Origin of the sequence: Aurantimonas sp. NFXS3 (genome assembly GCF_049132005.1) — a bacterium.
GTDB classification, from domain to species: Bacteria; Pseudomonadota; Alphaproteobacteria; order Rhizobiales; family Rhizobiaceae; genus Aurantimonas; species Aurantimonas coralicida.
Genome location: NZ_JAGDDZ010000001.1, coordinates 667,912 through 684,724 on the forward strand (window position 1 = coordinate 667,912; position 16,813 = coordinate 684,724).

Sequence of the window (16,813 nt, forward strand, 5' to 3'; positions counted from 1 at the left end):
ATACATACATCCATAAATGTATCGGAGCAAGGGAGGCCCGGACTTGAGACGCACCAAGCAGGACGCGATGCAGACGCGCGAGGCGATCCTCGACGCGGCGGAAACGCTGTTCTACGAACAGGGCGTCGCAGGAACGACCCTCAGTCACATTGCCGCGAGCGCCGGCCTGACGCGCGGCGCGATCTACTGGCACTTCTCCAACAAGCTCGAACTGTTCCGGGCGATGCAGGAGCGCGCGAAGCTGCCCCAGGAAGAGTTCTTCGACGAGCAGGCCTGTGCCGGCCGGCGGTCGCTGCAGGACCTCTACGAGAACACGCTGGAGGCGCTTCGCCATCTGGAGCGCGACGAACGGACGCGCAAGATCCTGACCATTCTCCTGTTTCGCTGCGAATATGTCGGCGAGATGCAGGACGCGATGCTGCGCCGGGCGGATGCCGAGGCCACCATGCACAAGGCGATCACTGGGATCTTCGCGGCGGTGCAGATTCGCGGCGAGCTGAAGCACGAATGGCAGCCGAAGGAGGCGGCCACCGCCTATGTCTGTGCGGTGAGCGGCGTCATCTCGGAATGGCTGCGCTCGGATCGCGGCTTCGACCTGACCGGGGTCGGCGCGCGGGTGGTGCGCAGCGTGATCGCGGGATTTGCCTGTTCGAGCGCGCGGGTCGCGTGCCTCGAAGAGATGGCCGAGGCGCGGGCCGCGGCGAACCTGAACTGAGGTGAGGGCGGACGCACGCGCCGCATGGCGGCTGCGGCGAATGTTTTCCCCGAACAATGCCGATATTTGGAACGTGCGACGCTGCATTGCGGGGTGCGGGGTTCTATCTTCCGGCACGACTGCGATGTAGGCACGGGGCAAGGATGCTGTCCGGCCTGCCATTCTCCCGACAGCCGGGACCCGATCAATCGTGACGCGGCGCTGATCCGTCGCGCGCACCGGACAAGGCCGTCTCGCGCGGTCGCGGACCATGGAAAGGAACGACGCCTGATGAGTTCTCTCGCCCAACAGCCGGAGCATTCGCCGGAGCCTGCCTTCCCGATTCCCGCCGGCGTCTTTGCCGAGACGGTGACCAAGGTCACGCACTATACCGACAGCCTGTTCGCCTTCCGCATCACCCGGCCGCAGAGCTTCCGCTTCCGCTCGGGCGAGTTCGTGATGATCGGCCTGCCGAACGCGGCCAAGCCGGTCTATCGCGCCTATTCCATCGCCAGCCCGGCGTGGGACGAGGAACTGGAGTTCTTCTCCATCAAGGTGCCGAACGGCCCCTTGACCGAGCATCTGCAGAAGATCCAGGTCGGCGACACGGTGCTGATGCGCAAGAAGCCGACGGGCACGCTCGTCCACGATGCGCTGAAGCCTGGCAAGCGGCTGTTCCTGTTCTCGACCGGAACCGGCATCGCGCCCTTCGCCTCGGTGATCCGCGACCCGGAGACCTACGAGAAGTTCGACCAGGTGATCCTTACCCAGACCTGCCGCGGCAATGCCGAGCTGGCCTATGGCCGCGAACTGGTGGAGACGTCGAAGGCCGACGAGCTGATGAGCGAGTTCATCGGCGACAAGCTGATCTTCCACGCCAGCGCGACCCGCGACGGCGAGACGCGGGGCCACCGGATCACCACGCTGATCGAGAACGGCAAGCTGTTCGAGGACCTCGCCATCGCGCCGCTGGACCCGGAGACCGACCGGGCGATGATCTGCGGCTCCATGGCGATGCTGAAGGACACGGAAGCGCTGCTGGAAGCCCGCGGCTTCGAGGAAGGCGCCAACAACAAGCCCGGCACCTTCGTCGTCGAACGCGCCTTCGTGGACTGAGGAAGGCGGGCCTGCTGCCGGGAGCGGCCGGGCGCAGCCTCCGGCGGCTCCGCGAGCGGGCCCTATTCGCCGATCCCGGCGAGGGGCAGGTCGCGAGGGCGACCTCGCCCCGCCTTCCCCGTCGGGGCGCCGGCAGGCCGTCCGGCATGCTCGCGCGCGTCTGTTGAGGTTGAGTATCAACTCAGAATGCCGCAGCGTAAGACATAGCTATCCTCACCCCGAGGGCCGTCGATAAGCGCTGGTGCAGCTTGACAGCGCCGGCGCCGGGCGGCACGCCGACCGGATGACGCACGCACCCCATGCCGGACTGAAGGTCCTGGAACTCGCCCGCATCCTGGCCGGCCCGTGGATCGGCCAGACGCTTGCCGATCTCGGCGCCGACGTGATCAAGGTCGAGAGCCCGGCGGGCGACGACACCCGCGGCTGGGGGCCGCCCTTCGTCGAGCGGGACGGCGAGCGCACGGCGGCCTATTTCCACGCCTGCAACCGCGGCAAGCGCTCGGTGGTCGCCGATTTCGGCACCGAGGAGGGGCGGGCGCTGGTACGGTCGCTGGCAGCCGAGGCGGACGTGCTGATCGAGAACTTCAAGGTCGGCGGGCTGGAAAAGTTCGGCCTCGACTACGAGAGCCTGAAGGCGATCAATCCGCGCCTCGTCTATTGCTCGGTCACCGGCTTCGGCCAGGACGGCCCCTATGCGGGCCGGGCCGGCTACGACTTCATGATCCAAGGCATGGGCGGCATCATGAGCCTGACCGGCGATCCGGCGGGCGAGCCGCAGAAGATCGGCGTCGCCTTCGCCGACATCTTCACCGGGCTCTACGGCACCATCGCCATCCAGGCGGCGCTGGCCGACCGCGAGCGGACCGGGCGCGGGCAATATGTCGACATGGCGCTCTACGACTGCATGGCGGGTGTCCTGGCCAACCAGGCGCTGAACTTCTTCGCCACCGGCGCCGCGCCGTCGCGGCTCGGCAATGCCCATCCCAACATCGTGCCGTATCAGGTGTTTCCGGTCGCCGACGGCCATCTGATCATCGCCTGCGGCAATGACCGGCAGTTCGCGCGGCTCTGCGCCGTCCTCGACCTGCCGCAGCTGTCCGCCGATCCGCTCTACGCCACCAATGAGGCGCGGGTCGCCAACCGGGAGGCGCTGACGCCGATCCTGGCCGGGGCGATCGCCGCATGGCGCCGCGACGACCTTCTGGCCGCGCTGGAGCCGGTGGGCGTGCCGTCGGGGCCGATCAACGATGTCGCCGACGTCTTCGCCGATCCGCAGATCGTCCATCGCGGCATGCAGATCGCGCCGGGCGGCATGGCGGGCGTGCGCAGCCCGATCACCTATGGCGATGCCGAACTGTCGCTGGAGCGGCCGGCGCCGAAGCTCGGCGAGCACCAGGGCGCGGGTTTCGGCGACGGTGGCTGATCGCGTCCGTCGAAAGGGCCGCGCCGCCTAGACGGCGAGGTGGCTGGAGACGATGTCGGGATCGGCTTCCATCTCGGCGAAGCTGCCGGTGAAGCGGACGGTGCCGGTCTCGATGATCACCGCGCGGTCGGCGATGGCGCGGGCAAAGCCGAGATTTTGCTCCGACAAAAGCACCGACAGGCCTTCGCGCTTGAGGTCGCGGATCGCCGCGGCCATGGCGTCGACGATGACCGGCGCGATGCCTTCGGAGGGTTCGTCGAGCAACAGGGTCCGCGGATTGCCCATCAGGGTGCGGGCGAGGCTGAGCATCTGCTGCTCGCCGCCGGACAGGCGCCCGCCCTTCTGGCCGCGGCGTTCGCCGAGATTGGGGAAGAGGTCGAAGAGCCGCGCCGGCGTCCATGGCGTGTCCGCATCCGCGGCGTCGCGGCGGCCGACCTCGAGGTTCTCCGAGACCGTCAGATCCTTGAAGATGCGGCGATCCTCGGGGACGTAGCCGAGGCCCAGCCGCGCGATGCGATAGGGCGGCAGACCGGTGATGTCGGCACCGCAATAGCGCACCGTGCCGCGGCGGGGGCGCACGAGGCCCATGGCGCTCTTCAGCGTCGTGGACTTGCCGGCGCCGTTGCGCCCGACGAGGGCCACGATCTCGCCTTCGTTCACGGTCAGCGACACGCCATGCAGGATGTGGGCGTCGCCGTAGAAACTGTCGATCGCTTGCAGTTCAAGCATTTGGCGAGACTTGTTCAGTGACTGATTCCGGTGTGCCGCCGCCGAGATAGACGGCGCGAACGGTCGGGTCGGCGCGGATCGCATCGGCGGTGCCCTCGGCAATGACGGCGCCCCGGTTGAGCACCACGATGCGGTCGGCATGGGCGAAGACCACATCCATGTCGTGCTCGGTGAAGAGGACGCTGAGGCCGGTGTCCTCGACGATGCTGCGCACCAGCGCCATCAGGGCGGTGCGCTCGCGCGGCGCCATGCCGGCTGTCGGCTCGTCCATCAGCAGGAGCCGCGGCGATGCGGCCAGCGCGACCGCGAGTTCCAGCCGCTTGACGTCGCCATAGGCAAGCTCGGCGGAGGGGCGGTCGGCGGCCTCGGACATGCCGACAATGGCGAGCAGGCGGTCGGCTTCCGCCCGCTCGGCGGCGACGGCGCGGGAGAAAAAGTCGAAGCGGCGCTTGCGATGGGCGAGCAGGGCGGTCTGCAGGTTTTCGCGCACCGTCATGGAGGTGAAGGTCTGGGTGATCTGGAAGGTGCGGCCGACGCCGCGGCGCGCGATGCGGCGGGCCGGCAGGCCGGCGATCTCTGACCCGAACAGCCGCACCGAGCCGCGATCGGGACGCAGCTGGCCGTTGAGCATGTTGAAGGTGGTGGATTTGCCGGCGCCATTGGCGCCGATCAGGGCGAGCATCTCGCCCGAGGCGACGTGAAAGCCGACGTCGTCGACCGCGACGACACCGCCAAAGGCCTTGCTCAGGCCGTGGATCTCCAGCGCGTTCATGCCGGCGCTCCGGAAGGCGCTGTGGCGCGGCGGCGGACGCGGCCGGCTACCGAGCGCAGGCCACCGGCGATGCCCTGGGGCGCCAGAATGCAGACGGCGAGGATGATGACGCCGAAGATCGACCGCCAATAGGGCAGCCGGCCGACCCAGTCCTCGATGCCGACGAAGATCGCGGCGCCGGCGATCGGACCCGACAGGGCCTGCACGCCGCCGATCAGCACCATCAAAAGGGCGTCGACGGACTGGCCGACCGCCAGGATGGTGGGAAAGACGCTGCCCTTGGCGAAGACGAAGACCGTGCCCGCGAGCGCGGCGAAGAGGCCGGCGATGACGAAGGCGGCGAGCTGGCGGCCGCGCACGTCGAGGCCGATGGCCTCGGCGCGCAGGGGCGAGTCGCGGGTGGCGCGCAGGAGATAGCCGAAGGGCGCATGGGCGATGCGGCGGATCAGCCAGAGGCCGCCGGCGCACAGGCCAAGGGCGATCAGGTAATAGACCGTGCGGGAGGCGGCGAAGCGGTCGGGCCAGACGCCGAGAATGCCGTCGTCGCCGCCGGTGACATCCTGCCATTGCAGGGCGACGGCCCAGAGGATCTGGGCGCCGGCAAGGGTCAGCATGGCGAGATAGACGCCGGACAGGCGGACGCAGAACCAGCCGATGATCAGCGCGCCTAGGCCGCCGGTGGCCACGCCCAGCGCCATGGCGGCGAACATGGGCAGGCCGAGGGCCGTGGCGGCCAGTGCTGCGCCGTAGGCGCCGAGGCCGAAGAAGGCGGCGTGGCCGAAGGAGATCATGCCGCCGAGGCCCATGATGAACTGCAGGCTGGCGGCAAAGAGGGCGGCGACGAAGAAATCGGTGAGCAGGATCAGGGCAAAGCCGGATTCGACCAGCGGCAGCAGCGCGAGACCCGCAACGGCGAGGACGACGAGGATCGTCACCGTGCGGCCAGGCAGCCGCAGGGTGGCGCCGCGTTCGGCCGGGGCCGGCGCGACGAGGGCAGCCTGGCCGAACAGGCCGTAGGGCCGCACCACCAGGATCGCCGCCATCACCAGGAAGGGCAGGACAGTGGCGAGGGTCGGAAACCACAGGAGGGTGAAGGCATTGAGGACGCCGATCAGGACGGCGGCCGCATAGGCGCCGCCGATCGAGCCCAGCCCACCGACGACGACGATGACGAAGGCCTCGACCACGACGTCGAGATCGAGGGCGAGACTGACGGCCTCGCGCGGGGTCTGGAGGGCGCCGGCAAGGCCGGCAAGGAAGGCGCCCAGCATGAAGACGGTGGTGAACAGGCGCGCCTGGTCGACGCCGAGGGCGCCGGTCATCTCGCGGTCCTCGGTCGCGGCGCGGACCAGCGTGCCCCAGCGGGTGCGGTTGAGGACCAGCCAGACGACGGCGAGGACGACCGGGCCGGCGGCGATCAGCAGGAGGTCGTATTGCGGCACCGGCTCGCCGAAGATCCGCAGGGCGCCGCCAAGACCGGGCGCGCGGGGCGCGAGCAGGTCTTCCGGCCCCCAGATCGCCAGCGCGACATCCTGGATGACGAGGAGGACGCCGAAGGTGGCGACGAGCTGGTAGAGCTCGGCCGAGGCGTAGAGCCGACGCAGGATGACGATCTCGATCAGCCCGCCGATCAGCGCCACTGCGACGGCCGCGACGAGCATCCCGCCCCAGAAGCCGAGAAAGCCGGTCGGCAGCCAGGTGACCGCCGAATAGGCGACATAGGCGCCCAGCATGAACAGCGAGCCGTGGGCGAAATTGACGATGCGGGTGACGCCGAAGATCAGCGACAGGCCGGCCGCCACCAGGAACAGCGACGACGCGTCGGCAAGGCCGGCCAGGAGCTGGGCGAATACGAAGCCGAGCGTCGTCAACACCGTCTCCTCGTTGGGGATGGGCGCCGGCGCGCAGCGACCGGAGGGGTCACCGCGCGCTGGCGTCTGTGCGCTGCCTGTGCGGCCAGCCTATTCGGCGGGGCGAAGCTTGCGGGCGTCCTCGGGCGACGGCAGATAGTCGGCGCCGTCGGCATAGCGCCAGTCGACCATGACGCCCTGGCCATCGCGCACCGCGGTGCGGCCGACCCAGGCGCCCATGGTGGACTGGTGGTCGGCCTCGCGGAAGGTGAAGGGGCCGGACGGGGCGTCGGAAACCTCGAGGCCCTCGAAGGCGGCGATCAGCGAGTCGGCGTCGGTGGCGCCGCCGGCCTTCGTCAGGGCGGCGGCGAGGGCCTTCATCCCGTTATAGCCGACGAGCGAGCCAGCATAGGGATGCTCGCCGTATTTCGCCTCGTAGGCCTTGCGGAAGGCGTCATGCTCGGGCGTATCGATGTCGTACCAGGGGTAGCCGGTGACGATCCAGCCTTCGGGGGCCTCGGCGCCCAGCGGCTCGAGATATTCCGGCTCGCCGGACAGGAGCGAGGCGACCTCGCGGCCGTCGAACAGGCCGCGAATGTCGCCCTCTCGGACGAATTTGGCGAGGTCGGCGCCGAAGGTGACGTTGAAGATCGCGTCGGGCTTCATGGCTTCGAGGGCGCGCACGGTGGGGCCGGCATCGAGCTTGCCCTGGGGCGGCCATTGCTCGCCGACGAACTCGACGTCGGGCTTGCGCTTCTTCAGCTCGGCCTTGAAGGCGGTGACCGCATCGGTGCCATAGGCGTAGTTCGGCGCGATGGTCGCCCAGCGGGTGGCGTCGAGCTTGGCGGCCTCTTCGGCCAGCATCGCGGCCTGCATGGCCGTCGAGGGGCGCAGGCGGAAGGTGTAGCGGTTGCCCTGCGACCAGACGATGGCGTCGGCCAGCGGCTCGGTCGCCAGATACGGCACCTGACGCTGCTTGGCGAAGTCGGTGAGGGCGAGGCCGACATTGGAGAAGAAGCCGCCCCACACAACCGCGACGTCGTCGGAGGCGACGAATTCCTCGGCGATGCGGATGGCGTCGGCGGGCTTGCCATTGTCGTCACGGCTGACGACCGCGACCGGCCGGCCATCGATGCCGCCGGCGGCGTTGATCTCTTCCAGCGCCAGTTCCCAGCCCTTGCGATAGGGACCGGTGAAGGCGGGCAGGGTGGTGTAGCTGTTCATCTCGCCGAGGGTGATCGGCTCCTGGGCGAGGCCCGGCGTGGCGAGCCCGGCGAACAGGCCGAGGGCCCCTGCGAGCGTGGCGAACATCCGTCCGGTGATCATGGCAAGTCCCCGTGTCTGCGGCCGTAGCCCCGATCTCAAGGGCCGACCCTGCCCCGGCGTCATGGCCGAAAGCGGCTGCCATCGCAAGGCCACAAGGACGTCATAGCCCCGCCAAGGCCGTATCCCGACAGGGCAAATCGCCGCTTTCGCGTCAGCCCGGCGCAGGCTTTGAGGCTTAATCTCCGGTTAACCGACGTCCGATTAGATCGCCCAGCAACCGAAAATTAACGCAGATGACCAAAGCGCTAACAGACACCCGTCCGATCCGCCTCAAGGGCCGCTCCTTCCTCGCGCTGGTGCTGTCCCCCGAGCTGCCGTTCGACAGCTGGCTGGCTCGCCTCGACGATCTGGCCGCCCGTTCGACCGGCTTCTTCCTCGGCCGTCCCATCGTTCTCGACGTCGAGGGCCTGGACATCGACCAGGCGCAGCTGAAGGAGCTGATCGGCGAACTCGGCGAGCGCAGTGTCCGGATCATGGGCATCGAGGGCGCCCGTGCCTCGCTGCTCGGCTTCGGCATGCCGCCGGCGATGAAGGGCGGACGTCCGGCCGACGATTTCGAGGCGCCGGCCGCGCCGGCTCCCGCGAGCGCGCCGGCCAGCACTGCCGCGAAGGCCGAAGCGCCGGCCCCGCGGCCCGAGCCGCAGCCGGTCCGGGCGATGCCGTCGATCATCATCCACGAGCCGGTGCGCTCGGGCCAGTCGGTGATCTTCCCGGAAGGCGACGTGACCATCCTCGGTTCGGTCGCGTCGGGTTCGGAGATCGTCGCAGGCGGCTCGATCCACGTCTACGGCACCCTCAGGGGCCGGGCGATGGCCGGCTCGGTCGGCAACGCCTCGGCCCGCATCTTCTGCCGCAAGCTCGAGGCCGAGCTTCTGGCGATCGACGGCCTCTACAAGATGGCCGACGACATGAATCCGGCGCATCGCGGGCAGGCCGTGCAGGTCTGGCTCGACGGCGACACGCTCAAGACGGAAATCCTGGTCTAGCCGGCGGCCGACCAGCATACAGGAGAACGAGATGGCAAAAGTAATCGTGGTGACCTCGGGCAAGGGAGGCGTCGGCAAGACGACCTCCACGGCAGCGCTCGGCGCCGCGCTGGCGCAGCGGGGCGAGAAGACCGTCGTGGTCGATTTCGACGTCGGCCTGCGCAATCTCGACCTGGTCATGGGCGCCGAGCGCCGGGTGGTCTACGACCTGATCAACGTGGTGCAGGGCGACGCCAAGCTGCCGCAGGCGCTGATCCGCGACAAGCGGCTGGAGACTTTGTTCCTGCTGCCGGCCTCGCAGACCCGCGACAAGGACAATCTCACGTCGGAAGGCGTCGAGATCGTCATGAACGAGCTGCGCGAGACCTTCGACTGGATCATCTGCGACAGCCCGGCCGGCATCGAGCGCGGCGCGACCCTGGCGATGCGCCATGCGGACGTCGCCGTGGTGGTGACCAACCCGGAAGTCTCCTCGGTGCGCGATTCCGACCGGATCATCGGTCTGCTGGACGCCAAGACCGCCAAGGCCGAGCGCGGCGAGCGGATGGAGAAGCACCTGCTTCTGACCCGCTACGACCCGAACCGGGCCGAGCGCGGCGACATGCTGAAGGTCGAGGACGTGCTGGAGATCCTGTCGATCCCGCTCCTCGGCATCATTCCCGAATCGATGGACGTGCTGCGCGCGTCCAACCTCGGCACGCCGGTCACGCTGGGCGACGCCCGCAGCGCGCCGGCGCTGGCCTACACCGACGCCGCGCGCCGCCTGGCCGGCGAGACCGTTCCCATGGTGATCCCGGGGGAGAAGCGCGGCCTGTTCGGCAAGATCTTCGGACGGAGAGCGGCATGAGCCTTTTCAGTTTCTTCAGCAAGCAGAGCTCGGCGCCGATGGCGCGCGAGCGCCTGCAGGTCCTGCTCGCCCACGAGCGCGCGACGGTCGGCCATTCCGATCTCGTCGGGCTCCTGCGCGAGGAGATTCTCGCGGTGATCGCACGGCACGTCCATGTCGACCGCGAGAAGGTGATCGTGAAGATGGATCGCGGCGAACAGGTCTCGACCCTCGAGGTCGACATCGAGATTCCCGTGACCGCGAGCGTGCGGGCCGCCTGACGGCGCCCGCCCCAACCCGCGGCGGGATCCCCGTCGCGGAACCGGCAAGAAGGAGAACACCATGAGCCGAGTGACCATGCTCGAGCGGCTCAAGGAGCTGCAGAAGACGCCGAAGTTCCAGAACCGCGACATCCGCACGATCAGCGCGATCCTCTCCAACGAGGCGCTGGCCAAGCATGTGGAAGCCTGCGAGCAGTCGGCGGCGCGCTGAGCCGAGCGCCTGACATGCATCGAGGCCCGGCTGCAGGAGACTGCGGCCGGGCCTTTTGCGTTCGGGCCGCGCACGGCACGCAGAGCCCGCCCGTGGGGCGAATTGGCTTGCGTCGCGCCGGCCGATCGCTAGTCTGCGAGCTGATCGGATTCGACGCTTGCGCCGGGTCCGTCGAAGGATGGTTCCCCCGCTGCCACGCGGCAGGGGCGAAGAGGGAATGCGACGGGCCGACCCAAACAGGGGGCCCATATCGCAGCCGACCCCGCGACTGTAGAGCGGCGAGGTCTTCACCACCGGGATGCGTCGGGCCGTCAGGCCAGGCGAGACCGGCGAAAAGCCACTGGAGATGTCTCCGGGAAGGCCAGGCGAAGACCGACGACCCGCGAGCCAGGAGACCTGCCATCCACGTGCGACGTCTACGGGACGGGATGTTCCTTCAGGACCTGTGTTTCGATCCGGCGGCCGTCGTGCCGCGGAGTTTCGGGGAAACGCCGGTTTTTTGGGACTATCCGCGTCCGTTCCAACAGGACACGGGAGTTGTCTTCATGCCTTTCCGCAATCGTTTCGCCGTCACGGCGCTGCTGTCCCTGATTCCGACCGCGGCCTTCGCCCACCACCCCGCGGGTGGCATGGCGCCGCAGGGCATGGGCGGGGGCCTGTTGTCGGGTCTTGCCCATCCGGTCATCGGGCTCGACCATCTGGCCTTCATCATCGGTGTCGGCCTGCTGGCCGCGCTGACCGCGCATCGCTTCGCCGCGCCGCTGCTGTTCATCGGCGCCACCGTCGCCGGCACGCTGCTGCACCTGATGGCCTTCGACCTGCCGGCCGCCGAATTCGTCGTCGCCCTGTCGGTCGCCGGCATCGGCATCCTCGCTTTGTCCGGCCGCTCCTACGGCATGCTCGCGATCGGTTCGCTCTTCGCCGTCGCCGGCCTGTTCCACGGCTATGCCTATGGCGAAGCGGTGGTCGGTTCGGAATCGGGCGCCGTCGCCGCCTATCTGATCGGCTTCGCGGCCATCCAGTATGTCGTCGCGGTCTCCGCCGGCTTCATCGCCGTGCGGCTTCTCGGCAGCGGCCTCGCCGCCCGCGAGAATTTCGGCCTGCGGGTGTCGGGCGGCGTCGTCGCCGGTGCCGGGGCGATGATCCTCGGCGAGCAGCTGCTGGCGATCGCCGGTCTTGCCGGCTGAGGCCGGCGCGACCGACCGCCTCGTCCTCGTTCTCGGCGGCGCGCGCTCTGGCAAGAGCGCCTTCGCCGAGCGCCGCGTCGGCGAGAGCGGCCGCGCCCCCGTCTACATCGCGACGGGGCAGGCCTTCGACGCCGAAATGACCGCCCGGATCGACGCGCACAAAGCGCGTCGGCCGGCGCCGTGGCGCACCGTCGAGGCGCCGCTCGATCTCGTCGCGACCATCGAAAGCGAGGCTGCGCCGGACCGGGCGCTGCTGGTCGACTGCCTGACGCTCTGGGTGTCGAATTTGATGCTCGCCGAACGCGACGTCGACGCGGAGGCCGATCGGCTCGTGGCCTGCCTGAAAGGCCGGCCGCCGGGGCTCATCGTCTTCGTCTCCAACGAGGTCGGCCTGTCGATCGTCCCCGAAAACGCCATGGCGCGGCGCTTCCGCGACCACGCCGGGCGTCTCCACCAACTGATCGCGGCCGCGTGCGACGAGGCGATCTTCGTCGCCGCCGGCCTGCCGCTCACCCTGAAAGGTTGAAGCCGTGCAGAAGATACCAGCCACCGTCGTCACCGGCTTTCTCGGAGCGGGCAAGACGACGCTGATCCGCAACATGCTGCAGAATGCCGGCGGCCGGAAGATCGCCCTGATCATCAACGAGTTCGGCGATCTGGGCGTCGATGGCGACATCCTGACCGGCTGCGGCATCGAGACCTGCACAGAGGACGACGTGGTCGAACTGACGAATGGCTGCATCTGCTGCACCGTCGCCGACGACTTCATCCCGACCATGACCAAGCTGCTCGCCCGCGACCGGCTGCCCGATCACATCGTCATCGAGACCTCGGGGCTGGCACTACCGCAGCCGCTGGTCGCCGCGTTCAACTGGCCCGAGGTGAAGACGCGGGTGACGGTGGACGGCGTGGTGACGGTCATCGACACCGCGGCGGTCGCCGCCGGACGCTTTGCCGACGACGAGGCCAAGGTCGCCGCGGCCCGGGCCGCCGACGAGAGCCTCGACCACGACAATCCGCTGGAAGAGCTGTTCGAGGACCAGATCCGGGCGGCCGACCTGATCGTCCTGAACAAGGCCGACCTCGTCGACGCGGCGACGCTGGAGCGGGTGCGCGGCGAGATCGGCGGCCAGTGCGCCGAGGCCGTGAAGATCGTCACGGCGGAAGGTGGCGTGCTGCCGACCGACGTGCTCCTGGGCCTGTCCGCCGGGACGGAGGATCTGATCGGAGATCGCAAGTCGCATCACGAGCTCCACCATGAAGGCCAGGGGCACGATCACGACCATGACGAGTTCGAGAGCTTCGTCGTGGAGGCCGGGCAGGTCGCCGATCCGAAGGCCTTCGCGGACGGGCTGTCCGCGGTCATTGCCGGCCACGACATCCTGCGGCTGAAGGGCTTTGCCGATGTGCCGGGCAAGCCGATGCGGCTGGTGGTGCAGGCCGTCGGCCAGCGCATCGAGACCTATTTCGACCGGCCCTGGAAGCCGGGTGAGACCCGCGCCACCCGGCTGGTCGTCATCGGCCTGCATGACGGGCTGGACGCGGCGACCTGCGGGACGATCCAGGCGACCATCCGCGCCCTGACCGACGGAGCGGCGCAGGCGGCGGCGGAGTAGGGCACAGCGTCGTGCATCTTCTTCTTGCCCAGAAAGGCACGATCGACGATGGCGGCGAGGCGGTCGATCTCGGCCAGACGGCGGCCGACATCGTCGTTTTGTCGGCCGCCGACACGGAGATCGCCGGCCTGGCCGGGGCCGCCGGGCGGCTGGGCGCGGCTGCCCCGTCGCTGCGGCTGGCGAATTTCCTGCGGCTGAAGCATCCGATGTCGGTCGACGCCTATGTCGCCCGGACGCTTCGCCACGCAAAGCTGGTGGTGGTGCGCATACTCGGCGGTGCGGCCTACTGGCCCTACGGGCTGGACGCGCTGCTGGCCAATGCCCAGGCGACGGGCGGCCATCTGGTCGTGGTGCCCGGCGACGACAAGCCGGATCCGGGCCTCGACCGCTACAACACGCTTGGAGAGGGGCAGCGCGACCGGCTGTGGCGCTATCTCGTCGAGGGCGGGCCGGCGAATGCGGAGAATTTCCTGCAGGCGCTGGGCGCGATCCTGTCGGACGGGGACTGGCCGCCGGAGGCGCAGCCGCTGCTGAAGGCGGGCAGGCTGGAACTGGCAGGCGTCGCGGCCGACGCGTCGCGGCCGGCTGCCGCTCCGGCACTGCACCCGGATGCTCCCGGCGAAACAGTGGCGACGCCGGCGGCGCGGCCGCTGGCGGCGATCGTCTTCTACCGGGCGCTGATGCAGAGCGGCCAGACCGAGCCCGTCGAGGCGCTGGCGAGGGCGATGGCGCGGCAGGGGCTCGACGTCCTGCCGGTCTATGTCTCCAGCCTCAAGGACCCGGTGTCGATCGAGACCTTGCGGGCGCTGTTTGCCGAGCGGGCGCCGGATGTCGTCGTCAATCTGACCGGCTTCGCGGTCTCGTCGCCCGGCGGCGAGCGGGTGCCGACGGTGCTGGAGGAAGGCGGGGCCGTCGTCCTGCAGGCGGTGCTGGCGAGCGGCCCGCGCGAGGCTTGGGAGACGTCGTCGCAGGGGCTCTCGGCGCGCGATCTGGCGATGAATGTCGCCCTGCCGGAAGTGGACGGGCGGGTGCTTGGCCGGGCCATCGCCTTCAAGTCGGCGGGCGACTGGGATGCGCTCACCCAGACGGACATCGTGGCGCATCGTTCGCTGCCGGACCGGGTGGATTTCGTCGCCGAACTGGCGGCGCGCTGGTGCCGGCTGCGGACAAAGCCCGCGAAAGCGCGGCGGGTGGCGATCCTCCTGGCGAACTACCCCAACCGGGACGGGCGGCTCGGCAACGGCGTCGGCCTGGACACGCCGGCCGGGACCATCACCGTCCTCAACGCCATGGCGGCGGCGGGTTACGACGTCGCCGACGTGCCGACGACGGGCAACGGGCTGATCGACCATCTGATGGCCGGTCCGACCAATGCCGGGACGGCGGCGCGGGAGATCCGCGAGACGCTGGCGTTCGAGGCCTATCGGGCGTTCTTCGACGGTCTGCCGGAGGCGGTGCAGGCGGCGGTGACGGGGCGTTGGGGCGCGCCGGAGGCCGATCCGTTCTTCCTGGCCGATCGGGACGCGTTTGCCCTGCCGCTGGCACGGTTCGGCGAGACGCTGGTCGGAATCCAGCCGGCGCGCGGTTACAATATCGACCCGAAGGAGACCTACCACTCGCCGGACCTCGTGCCGCCGCACAATTACCTGGCGCTCTACGCCTTCCTGCGGACGCAATACGATGCCGACGCGGTGATCCACATGGGCAAGCACGGCAATCTGGAATGGCTGCCGGGCAAGGCGCTTGCGTTGTCCAAGGCCTGTTTCCCCGAGGCGGTGTTCGGGGCGCTGCCGCATCTCTACCCCTTCATCGTCAACGATCCGGGCGAGGGCACTCAGGCCAAGCGCCGCACGAGCGCGGTGATCATCGATCATCTGACGCCGCCGCTGACGCGGGCCGAAAGCTACGGGCCGCTGCGCGATCTGGAGGCGCTGGTCGACGAATATTACGAGGCGGCAGGCAGCGACCCGCGGCGGCTGGAACTGCTGAAGGGCCAGATCCTCGACCTCGTCCGCGACATCGGTCTCGACCAGGATGCCGGCATCGCGGCGGGTGAAGCCGAGGATACGGCGCTGGAAAAGCTCGACGCCTATCTGTGCGACCTGAAGGAGATGCAGATCCGCGACGGGCTGCATGTCTTCGGCGTTGCGCCGGAAGGCCGGCTGCTGACTGATCTGACCGTGGCGCTGGCCCGGCTGCCGCGCGGCAGTGCGCCGGGCGACGGCTCGCTGCACCGGGCGATCGCGGCCGATCTGCTGGCGAGCGATGGCGTGGAGACGGGCGGCTTCGATCCGCTGGATTGCGACATGGCGGCCCCATGGACCGCGGCGCGGCCCGACGTGCTCCAGAACCTGTCGGCCGACGCATGGCGTACGGCCGGCGATACGGTGGAGCGGATCGAATGGCTGGCGGCGCGGCTCGTGACCGGCGAGACGGCGGCGGAGCCGGGCTGGACGGCGACGCGGGCGGTGCTGACCGAGGTCGAGACGCGGCTGGCGCCGGCGGTGACGGGATCGGGCCCGGCCGAGATCGCCGGCCTTCTGGCCGGGCTTGCCGGCCGCTTTGTCGCACCGGGACCGTCGGGCGCACCGACGCGGGGGCGCCCGGACGTGCTGCCGACCGGGCGCAACTTCTTTTCCGTCGACACCCGCGCCGTGCCGACCGAGGCGGCCTACGATCTCGGCCGACGCTCGGCGGAGCTCCTGGTGACGCGGCATCTGCAGGACGAGGGCGACTGGCCGCGCTCGATCGGGCTGACGGCCTGGGGCACCTCCAACATGCGCACCGGCGGCGACGACATCGCCCAGGCGCTGGCGCTGATCGGCGCCCGGCCGGTCTGGGACCGGGCCTCGCGGCGGGTCACCGGCTACGCCATCGTGACGCTGGCCGAGCTCGGCCGGCCGCGGGTCGACGTGACCTTGCGCATCTCGGGCTTCTTCCGCGACGCCTTTCCCGACCAGATCGCGCTGTTCGACCGGGCGATCCGGGCGGTCGGCGCGCTGGAGGAAGAGGCGGCTGACAATCCGATCGCGGCGCGGATGCGGGCCGAGCGGCAGGCGCTCATGGCCGACGGTGTCGATGAGGCCGAGGCTTCGCGGCGGTCGGGCTTTCGCATCTTCGGCTCCAAGCCCGGCGCCTACGGCGCGGGACTGCAGGCGCTGATCGACGAGAAGGGCTGGGACGACCGGGCGGATCTGGCCGAGAGCTATATCGTCTGGGGCTCCTATGCCTACGGGGCGGATGCCGCGGGCGAGGCGGACCGGGCCGGCTTCGAACAGCGGCTGTCGGGGATCGAGGCGGTGGTCCAGAACCAGGACAACCGCGAGCACGACCTTCTGGATTCTGACGATTACTACCAGTTCGAGGGCGGCATGACGGCGGCGGTCGAGCAGGTCTCGGGCGACCGGCCGGTGGTCTATCACAATGATCATTCGCGGCCCGAGCGGCCGGTGGTGCGCACGCTGGACGAGGAGATCGGCCGGGTGGTGCGCGCCAGGGTGGTCAATCCGAAATGGATCGCCGGCGTCATGCGCCATGGCTACAAGGGCGCCTTCGAGATCGCCGCGACGGTGGACTATCTCTTCGCCTTCTCGGCGACCACGGGTGCGGTGCGCGACCATCATTTCGAGGCCGTCTACCGGGCCTTCGTGGTGGACGAGCCGGTGCGGGACTTCATGCTCGACAACAATGCGAACGCCTATCGCGAGATGTGCGACAAGCTTGCCGAGGCGATCGACCGGGGCCTATGGATACCGCGCTCGAATTCCGCACGGGCGGAGCTGGGTGCCGGATGACG

The 16,813-nt window shown here is 69.4% G+C and carries 15 protein-coding genes and 1 riboswitch; of the genes, 11 read left to right on the plus strand and 4 right to left on the minus strand.

All coding sequences use genetic code 11. From position 1 onward, the window contains the following. The first annotated feature begins 43 nt into the window (after positions 1-43). From J3367_RS02990 to J3367_RS03000, 3 genes are all read left to right on the plus strand, one after another. The gene (locus tag J3367_RS02990; protein ID WP_024348780.1) at positions 44-715 is read left to right on the plus strand and encodes a TetR family transcriptional regulator; all 672 of its coding nucleotides are present in this window, start codon (positions 44-46) and stop codon (positions 713-715) included. 270 nt (positions 716-985) lie between these two features. After that, on the plus strand, positions 986-1,810 hold the full coding sequence (locus J3367_RS02995) for a ferredoxin--NADP reductase (RefSeq protein WP_024348779.1): 825 nt from the start codon (positions 986-988) through the stop codon (positions 1,808-1,810). A 283-nt stretch (positions 1,811-2,093) separates the two neighbouring features. Continuing rightward, positions 2,094-3,233 carry a CaiB/BaiF CoA transferase family protein gene (locus J3367_RS03000; RefSeq protein ID WP_024348778.1) on the plus strand — a complete coding sequence of 380 codons (1,140 nt, stop codon included), beginning with the start codon at positions 2,094-2,096 and terminating at the stop codon, positions 3,231-3,233. Positions 3,234-3,260: 27 nt separating this feature from the next. Here J3367_RS03000 and J3367_RS03005 read toward each other — a convergent pair whose 3' ends face one another. The 4 genes from J3367_RS03005 to J3367_RS03020 all read right to left on the minus strand — a co-directional run bounded on the left by J3367_RS03005 (position 3,261) and on the right by J3367_RS03020 (position 7,910). Beyond that, entirely contained in the window at positions 3,261-3,962 is a 702-nt protein-coding gene (locus J3367_RS03005) for an ABC transporter ATP-binding protein (protein WP_024348777.1), read from the minus strand. Further along, complete coding sequence (locus J3367_RS03010; RefSeq protein WP_024348776.1) at positions 3,955-4,734, minus strand: ABC transporter ATP-binding protein; 780 nt, start codon at positions 4,732-4,734, stop codon at positions 3,955-3,957. Before J3367_RS03010 ends, J3367_RS03005 begins: the two co-directional genes overlap by 8 nt. Further along, positions 4,731-6,608, minus strand: a complete 1,878-nt coding sequence (locus tag J3367_RS03015; protein WP_029702538.1) for an ABC transporter permease — start codon at positions 6,606-6,608, stop codon at positions 4,731-4,733. Before J3367_RS03015 ends, J3367_RS03010 begins: the two co-directional genes overlap by 4 nt. 87 nt (positions 6,609-6,695) lie before the next feature. Continuing rightward, positions 6,696-7,910 (minus strand): ABC transporter substrate-binding protein, encoded by a 1,215-nt coding sequence (locus tag J3367_RS03020; protein ID WP_024348774.1) that lies wholly within the window; start codon positions 7,908-7,910, stop codon positions 6,696-6,698. Positions 7,911-8,143: 233 nt separating this feature from the next. Between J3367_RS03020 and minC the strand changes: the two genes are divergently transcribed. The 8 genes from minC (at position 8,144) to cobN (ending at position 16,811) form a co-directional block, all read left to right on the plus strand. After that, positions 8,144-8,896: a septum site-determining protein MinC gene (gene minC / locus J3367_RS03025; RefSeq protein WP_024348773.1), complete on the plus strand. Its 753-nt coding sequence runs from the start codon at positions 8,144-8,146 to the stop codon at positions 8,894-8,896. A 31-nt stretch (positions 8,897-8,927) separates the two neighbouring features. Next, the gene (gene minD / locus J3367_RS03030) at positions 8,928-9,743 is read left to right on the plus strand and encodes a septum site-determining protein MinD (protein WP_009208858.1); all 816 of its coding nucleotides are present in this window, start codon (positions 8,928-8,930) and stop codon (positions 9,741-9,743) included. Beyond that, a complete protein-coding gene (gene minE, locus J3367_RS03035) occupies positions 9,740-10,003 on the plus strand; it encodes a cell division topological specificity factor MinE (protein ID WP_024348772.1) in 264 nt (87 codons plus the stop codon). The genes minD and minE overlap by 4 nt, the downstream gene beginning before the upstream one ends. A 61-nt stretch (positions 10,004-10,064) precedes the next feature. Then, positions 10,065-10,214, plus strand: a complete 150-nt coding sequence (locus tag J3367_RS03040; protein ID WP_169513611.1) for a hypothetical protein — start codon at positions 10,065-10,067, stop codon at positions 10,212-10,214. A gap of 162 nt (positions 10,215-10,376) precedes the next feature. After that, positions 10,377-10,633: riboswitch (cobalamin riboswitch) on the plus strand. A 126-nt stretch (positions 10,634-10,759) separates the two neighbouring features. Next, positions 10,760-11,401 carry a HupE/UreJ family protein gene (locus J3367_RS03045; RefSeq protein ID WP_024348771.1) on the plus strand — a complete coding sequence of 214 codons (642 nt, stop codon included), beginning with the start codon at positions 10,760-10,762 and terminating at the stop codon, positions 11,399-11,401. Next, the gene (gene cobU, locus J3367_RS03050; RefSeq protein WP_421460161.1) at positions 11,391-11,927 is read left to right on the plus strand and encodes a bifunctional adenosylcobinamide kinase/adenosylcobinamide-phosphate guanylyltransferase; all 537 of its coding nucleotides are present in this window, start codon (positions 11,391-11,393) and stop codon (positions 11,925-11,927) included. The genes J3367_RS03045 and cobU overlap by 11 nt, the downstream gene beginning before the upstream one ends. A 4-nt stretch (positions 11,928-11,931) precedes the next feature. Further along, on the plus strand, positions 11,932-13,017 hold the full coding sequence (cobW, locus tag J3367_RS03055; RefSeq protein WP_024348769.1) for a cobalamin biosynthesis protein CobW: 1,086 nt from the start codon (positions 11,932-11,934) through the stop codon (positions 13,015-13,017). A gap of 11 nt (positions 13,018-13,028) precedes the next feature. Continuing rightward, positions 13,029-16,811 carry a cobaltochelatase subunit CobN gene (gene cobN, locus J3367_RS03060; RefSeq protein WP_421460163.1) on the plus strand — a complete coding sequence of 1,261 codons (3,783 nt, stop codon included), beginning with the start codon at positions 13,029-13,031 and terminating at the stop codon, positions 16,809-16,811. The last annotated feature ends 2 nt before the right edge of the window (positions 16,812-16,813 follow it).

Excerpts from the sequence above, each read along its gene's own strand:
- J3367_RS02995 (WP_024348779.1), top strand. The coding sequence starts at position 986 with ATGAGTTCTCTCGCCCAACAGCCGGAGCATTCGCCGGAGCCTGCCTTC.
- J3367_RS03000 (WP_024348778.1), top strand. The coding sequence starts at position 2,094 with ATGACGCACGCACCCCATGCCGGACTGAAGGTCCTGGAACTCGCCCGC.
- J3367_RS03005 (WP_024348777.1), bottom strand. The coding sequence starts at position 3,962 with ATGCTTGAACTGCAAGCGATCGACAGTTTCTACGGCGACGCCCACATC.
- J3367_RS03010 (WP_024348776.1), bottom strand. The coding sequence starts at position 4,734 with ATGAACGCGCTGGAGATCCACGGCCTGAGCAAGGCCTTTGGCGGTGTC.
- J3367_RS03020 (WP_024348774.1), bottom strand. The coding sequence starts at position 7,910 with ATGATCACCGGACGGATGTTCGCCACGCTCGCAGGGGCCCTCGGCCTG.
- minC (WP_024348773.1), top strand. The coding sequence starts at position 8,144 with ATGACCAAAGCGCTAACAGACACCCGTCCGATCCGCCTCAAGGGCCGC.
- minD (WP_009208858.1), top strand. The coding sequence starts at position 8,928 with ATGGCAAAAGTAATCGTGGTGACCTCGGGCAAGGGAGGCGTCGGCAAG.
- minE (WP_024348772.1), top strand. The coding sequence starts at position 9,740 with ATGAGCCTTTTCAGTTTCTTCAGCAAGCAGAGCTCGGCGCCGATGGCG.
- J3367_RS03040 (WP_169513611.1), top strand. The coding sequence starts at position 10,065 with ATGAGCCGAGTGACCATGCTCGAGCGGCTCAAGGAGCTGCAGAAGACG.
- J3367_RS03045 (WP_024348771.1), top strand. The coding sequence starts at position 10,760 with ATGCCTTTCCGCAATCGTTTCGCCGTCACGGCGCTGCTGTCCCTGATT.